This is a genomic window from Micromonospora sp. NPDC049799 (assembly GCF_040656655.1).
GTDB lineage: Bacteria > Actinomycetota > Actinomycetes > Mycobacteriales > Micromonosporaceae > Micromonospora.
Map to the genome: position 1 here is coordinate 1 of NZ_JBFAMU010000421.1, position 4,250 is coordinate 4,250.

The window sequence follows — 4,250 nt, forward strand, 5'->3', positions numbered from 1 at the left end:
CGTCACCAACCCGATCAAGCTGGACAAGGTCCTGCGCGCCGCCGGCCAGTCGCTGATCTTCAGCGGACGCGGGCACAGCGCACCGCCGCCGGGGATCATCCCGCCGCCGGCACCCGCCAGGCCGGCGCCACTGCCGCCACCCAGGCCGCCACCGCCGAGCCCGGTGGTTCCCGGTACGCCGCCACCGCCGAACCCGGACCCGAGCCCGGGAGCCGTCCCGGTGCCGACACCGGCCAGGCCGCTGCCGTAGTCCTCGGCCAGGCTGGCGCCGGTGCCCGGGCCCAACCCGGAGAGCGACCCGGTGCCCGGCGTGGTCCCGGTGCCGGTGCCGAAGCCACCGGGGGTGAGGTCCGGGTGGACGCCGGAGCCCAGGCCACCACCGCCCGAGCCGGTGCCGGGCAGGCCGCCGGCACCCACCGAGGGGACGCCACCACCGATGCCGCCCGTGGACGGTGCACCGCCGAGACCGGGCACGCCGCCGACACTGCCGGCGCCCGGCCCCCCGCCAAGGTTCGGGATCTCCGGCGGTGTCACGCCTCCTGTATCGACCTGCCCGCCCTGCGGGGTCTCCATGTCGCGCTGCTGGAACTGCCCGTCGACCGTCTCGTACGCCTCGCGCGCCTTCTCCGTGTTGTCGAAGACGAACTCGGAGAGCCAGTCGCCGAACTTGCCGATCTGCTCGACCGGCCAGCTGCCCATCCAGTCGGCCTTGAGGCTCGTCTCGAAGAGGCCGTTGTCGAGGGTGATCTCGCCGTTGCGCGCGGCCAGCACGTCACCGACGCAGGACGCCGGCACCGGCATGGCGACCTGGGCGTCCTCCAGGTTGCGGGCGGCGGTCTCCAGCACGCTCACGATGCTCCGCCGGTCGCTGCCGGGCCGCTCGACGGCGTCGACGATCGTGCCGGCGTCGCGGGCGAGCGCCTCGATCTTCTCCTTGAACGCCTCGTACGCCGGGCCCTTCCAGGCCGCGCCGAGGTCCTTGACGTTCTGTTCCAGGCTCTCCTTGACCTGGCCCACGTTGCGGATCAGCTCCTGCCACCCGAGGGCGGCACTGCCGATGTCCGCCGGGCGCCCCTGCACGAGCACCTCGCGGGCCATGTCCTCCCAGCTCTTGCCGCTCACCGCTGCCCCCCGTCCGACGCGCCGCCACCGCGGGCCGCGTTGCTGAACGCCTGCCGCATCTCGTCGGCCGACATGGCGTTGGCCTGCTCGGCGGTCTCGTAGTTGCGCTTCACCGTCTCCAGCGCCCGGGCCGCCGCGTAGAGGTTGTCCGACAGCCTCTTGAGCCCCTGCTCCGTCGTGCCGTGCAGCATCGAGTGGGTGCGGGTGAGCTGCTGCGCGTACGGGAAACCGCCGAGTGCGCTCGTCGTCGGATTGTCACCGCCGAGGCGCTCCTTGATCGACGCCATGTCGTACGACAGCCGGCGGAGGTAGTTCGCGTGCGTCTCCAACCAGTCGATGGCCGAGTCGAGGCTGGCGGCGTCCCAGACGGTCGTCACGCCCCGCTCGTTCGGGCCGGCGACCAGTTCCTCCGGCGTGCGGGCCTGGCTCAGCCCCACGTCGTCGTGGCGGACGCCGTACCGGAACGGGCTGTCCAGCACGGTCGGAAAGGCGCCGGTCGGGCCGGCCACCGGTGGGACGACCACCGGGATCGGCACCGACTTCTCGATCCGGTCGGGGCCGGTCGTGTCCTCGCTCATTCCTGTCCTCCCCGTGGCGCTGGGCCGGTGTCGGTCACTGCGGGTCGCGTCGGGTCACGCGGGCGGGTTGGCCGGCGGACCCGCCGGACCGGCGGGCGGGTGCGGCGACGGCTGACCCAGCGGCCGTGGCTGGTACGGATGCGGCTGGTACGGGTACGGGTGTGCCGTCGGCGCTCCGGGCCCGGGCGGGCTGGGCACCGCGTGCGGCGGACCCGCGGGTGGCGTCGGCGCGGGCCAGCCCGGAGGCGGTGGAGCCGGATACCCCGGTGGAGGGCCGGCCGGCGGGTACGGGCCGTGGGCGCCCGGCGGGGGAAACGGCCCACCCGGCGCGCGGCGGCGACGTGACCGGCGCAGGGCCACCACCAGGAGGACCACGCCGACGAGCACCGCCACCAGGCAGAGCCCGCCGACCACGATCAGGCCGGCCTCGTTCTTGACCTCGAACGCGACAGCCGGGCCGTCGTCGCGCTCGTCGTCCGCCTTCGGCACGGCGGACGGCGCGGCGGACCGGGCCCCGGAGAGGAGCGGGTTGGCCTCGACCGGGTCCACCCGGGCGGTCAACGCCGCCAGCACATCCACGGACCCGAACCCGAACTCGGGGTCCCGGCCGGACGCTCCCTCGTCGCGGGCGGTCCGGATCAGACGGTTGACGACGTTCGCCGCGTCGGCGTCGGGATAGCGGGCCCGGATCAGCGCCACCACACCGGAGACCACGGCCGCCGCGGGGCTGGTCCCGTCCCCGACGAGGTAGCCGTTCGGTGAGGCGGTGGGGGAGGCCGGCGAGATCAGTCGCGCGCCCGGGGCCGCCACCACCACCTCCGGCCCCGTCGCCGACTCGGCCCACAGAGCGCCGAGCTTGTCGGTGGCTCCGACCGCGACGACCCCGGGCAGCCGGGCCGGCGAGATGACGTCGCGCCCGGTGGTCGAAATGTTGCCCACGGACGCCACCACGACCACGTCCCTGCTCTGGGCGTAGCGGACCGCCTCCGCGATGGCCGGCAACTCGGGACCGGACCGACCGAAGGACATGTTGATGACCGTGGCGCCGTGGTCGGCCGCCCACCGGATGGCGGGCGCCACTTCGTCGTCGTCCTGCTTCGGCCCGAGACTGATCGGCAGGATCTTGGCTTCGGGGGCGATGCCGAGGCTGCGCATGTCGCCGCCGCCGCGTGCCGCGATGATGCCCGCCATGCCGGTGCCGTGTGCCGACTCCCGGTCCATGTCGGTGCGGCCGTCCCGGGACGCGTCGGGCCCGGTGCCGAAGCCGGGCAGCACCTGGCCGCGCAGGTCCTGGTGGGCGGCATGCACCCCGCCGTCGATCACGGCCACCGTCACGCCGCGACCGCGGGAGAGCTTGTGCGCCTGGGGGATCTTCAGCGCGTCGAGGTGCCACTGGAGGCCGCGTACGGTGCCGGCGGCCGTGGCCGGTGCGGGAGCGACGAACACCGAACCCGACAGAACCCCGACCGCGAGTGCCGCGACGGATCGCCTCCACATCGGACGGCTTCGCCCGCACTCGGTCATCGCACTCCCCGGACCTCGACACTCGTCACACGGTGCGGCTCCGGCCCGGCCGAGCCGGGCCGGAGCCGCCGGAGCGATTCTGTCAGCTCCACACCTTGGCGTTGCTCATCTCGGTGTTGACGTAGTTCTCGCGGGCGATGCCCACCGCGCCACCGATCTCGTTCAGGATCTTGTTGATGTCCCGGACGGCGGCGTCCCACTGCGCCTGGTGCTGCTCGTACGCGGCACGGTCCTGCCCGTCCCACTGCAGCTTCGAGAGCATGGAACGCAGCGTGTCCAGCTTCTCGTCGATGGTCCGCGAGATGGCCTGCATCTGCTGGTTGCTGCTCTCGAGGACCGCGTAGTCGACCTTGATGCTCATGAGTTCCTCCCCTGCGGGTGTCGGCGGATCACGGGTTGAGTGCAGAGTGGAACTTGTCCAGCATCTGCTGCTGCTCCTCGTCGTTGACCTGGTGCGTGGTCCCCGACTTGTCGAGCAGGTCGGCGATGCTGTCCATCGCCGTCAGCAGCTTGGTCGTGTCTTCGCTCCAGCGCTGCATGAGCGTCTGGAAGCCCGTGGACGCCTGCCCCTGCCAGGCGATGGCCAGGTCGTCGACCACGTTCCACAGCTTCTTCAGCTCACCGTCGACCTCGCTGCGCGTGGACCGCACGTCACTCGCGGCGGTATGCAGAGTCGCTGCTTCGACCTCGAACGCCATGCTCACACCCTTCCGTCCTGTTGTGGCGGCGGATCCGCCGCGCCCTCCCCCGCCGCGGGCACACAACCCCATCGACGGACACTCCACGGAAGACCGTAGCGGACGCCGGCAAGGCCTCGCAGCCCCGCCGGAGCGCGGCGATGTGACATTCGCGCCTCGACGGACGCTGCTGACGGTCGGCTCAGGACGGCTCGGACCAGGCGGTCTGGATGAGCTGCTGCCCGTCGCGGCGACGCACCAGGGTCCCCCGGCCGGGCGGCTGCGGGCTCGGCCGCAGGGTGCCGAAGACAGCACCCTCCTCCCGGTTGCCGGACATCAGCAGACCGGG

The 4,250-nt window shown here is 73.0% G+C and carries 5 protein-coding genes; all 5 read right to left on the reverse strand.

What is annotated here, in order from left to right:
• Window positions 1–1,122: WXG100 family type VII secretion target (locus AB0I76_RS23565; protein ID WP_357039284.1), on the reverse strand; the 1,122-nt coding region annotated here is incomplete at its 3' end.
• Entirely contained in the window at window positions 1,119–1,700 is a 582-nt protein-coding gene (locus AB0I76_RS23570; RefSeq protein ID WP_357039287.1) for a hypothetical protein, read from the reverse strand. The genes AB0I76_RS23565 and AB0I76_RS23570, both read right to left, overlap by 4 nt.
• Window positions 1,701–1,754: 54 nt before the next feature.
• Entirely contained in the window at window positions 1,755–3,197 is a 1,443-nt protein-coding gene (locus tag AB0I76_RS23575; RefSeq protein WP_357039290.1) for a S8 family serine peptidase, read from the reverse strand.
• Between the two features lie 109 nt (window positions 3,198–3,306).
• Window positions 3,307–3,585, reverse strand: coding sequence for a WXG100 family type VII secretion target (locus AB0I76_RS23580; protein WP_357039293.1), 279 nt, complete (start codon window positions 3,583–3,585; stop codon window positions 3,307–3,309).
• Between the two features lie 28 nt (window positions 3,586–3,613).
• Entirely contained in the window at window positions 3,614–3,922 is a 309-nt protein-coding gene (locus AB0I76_RS23585) for a WXG100 family type VII secretion target (RefSeq protein WP_357039296.1), read from the reverse strand.
• Between the last annotated feature and the right edge of the window lie 328 nt (window positions 3,923–4,250).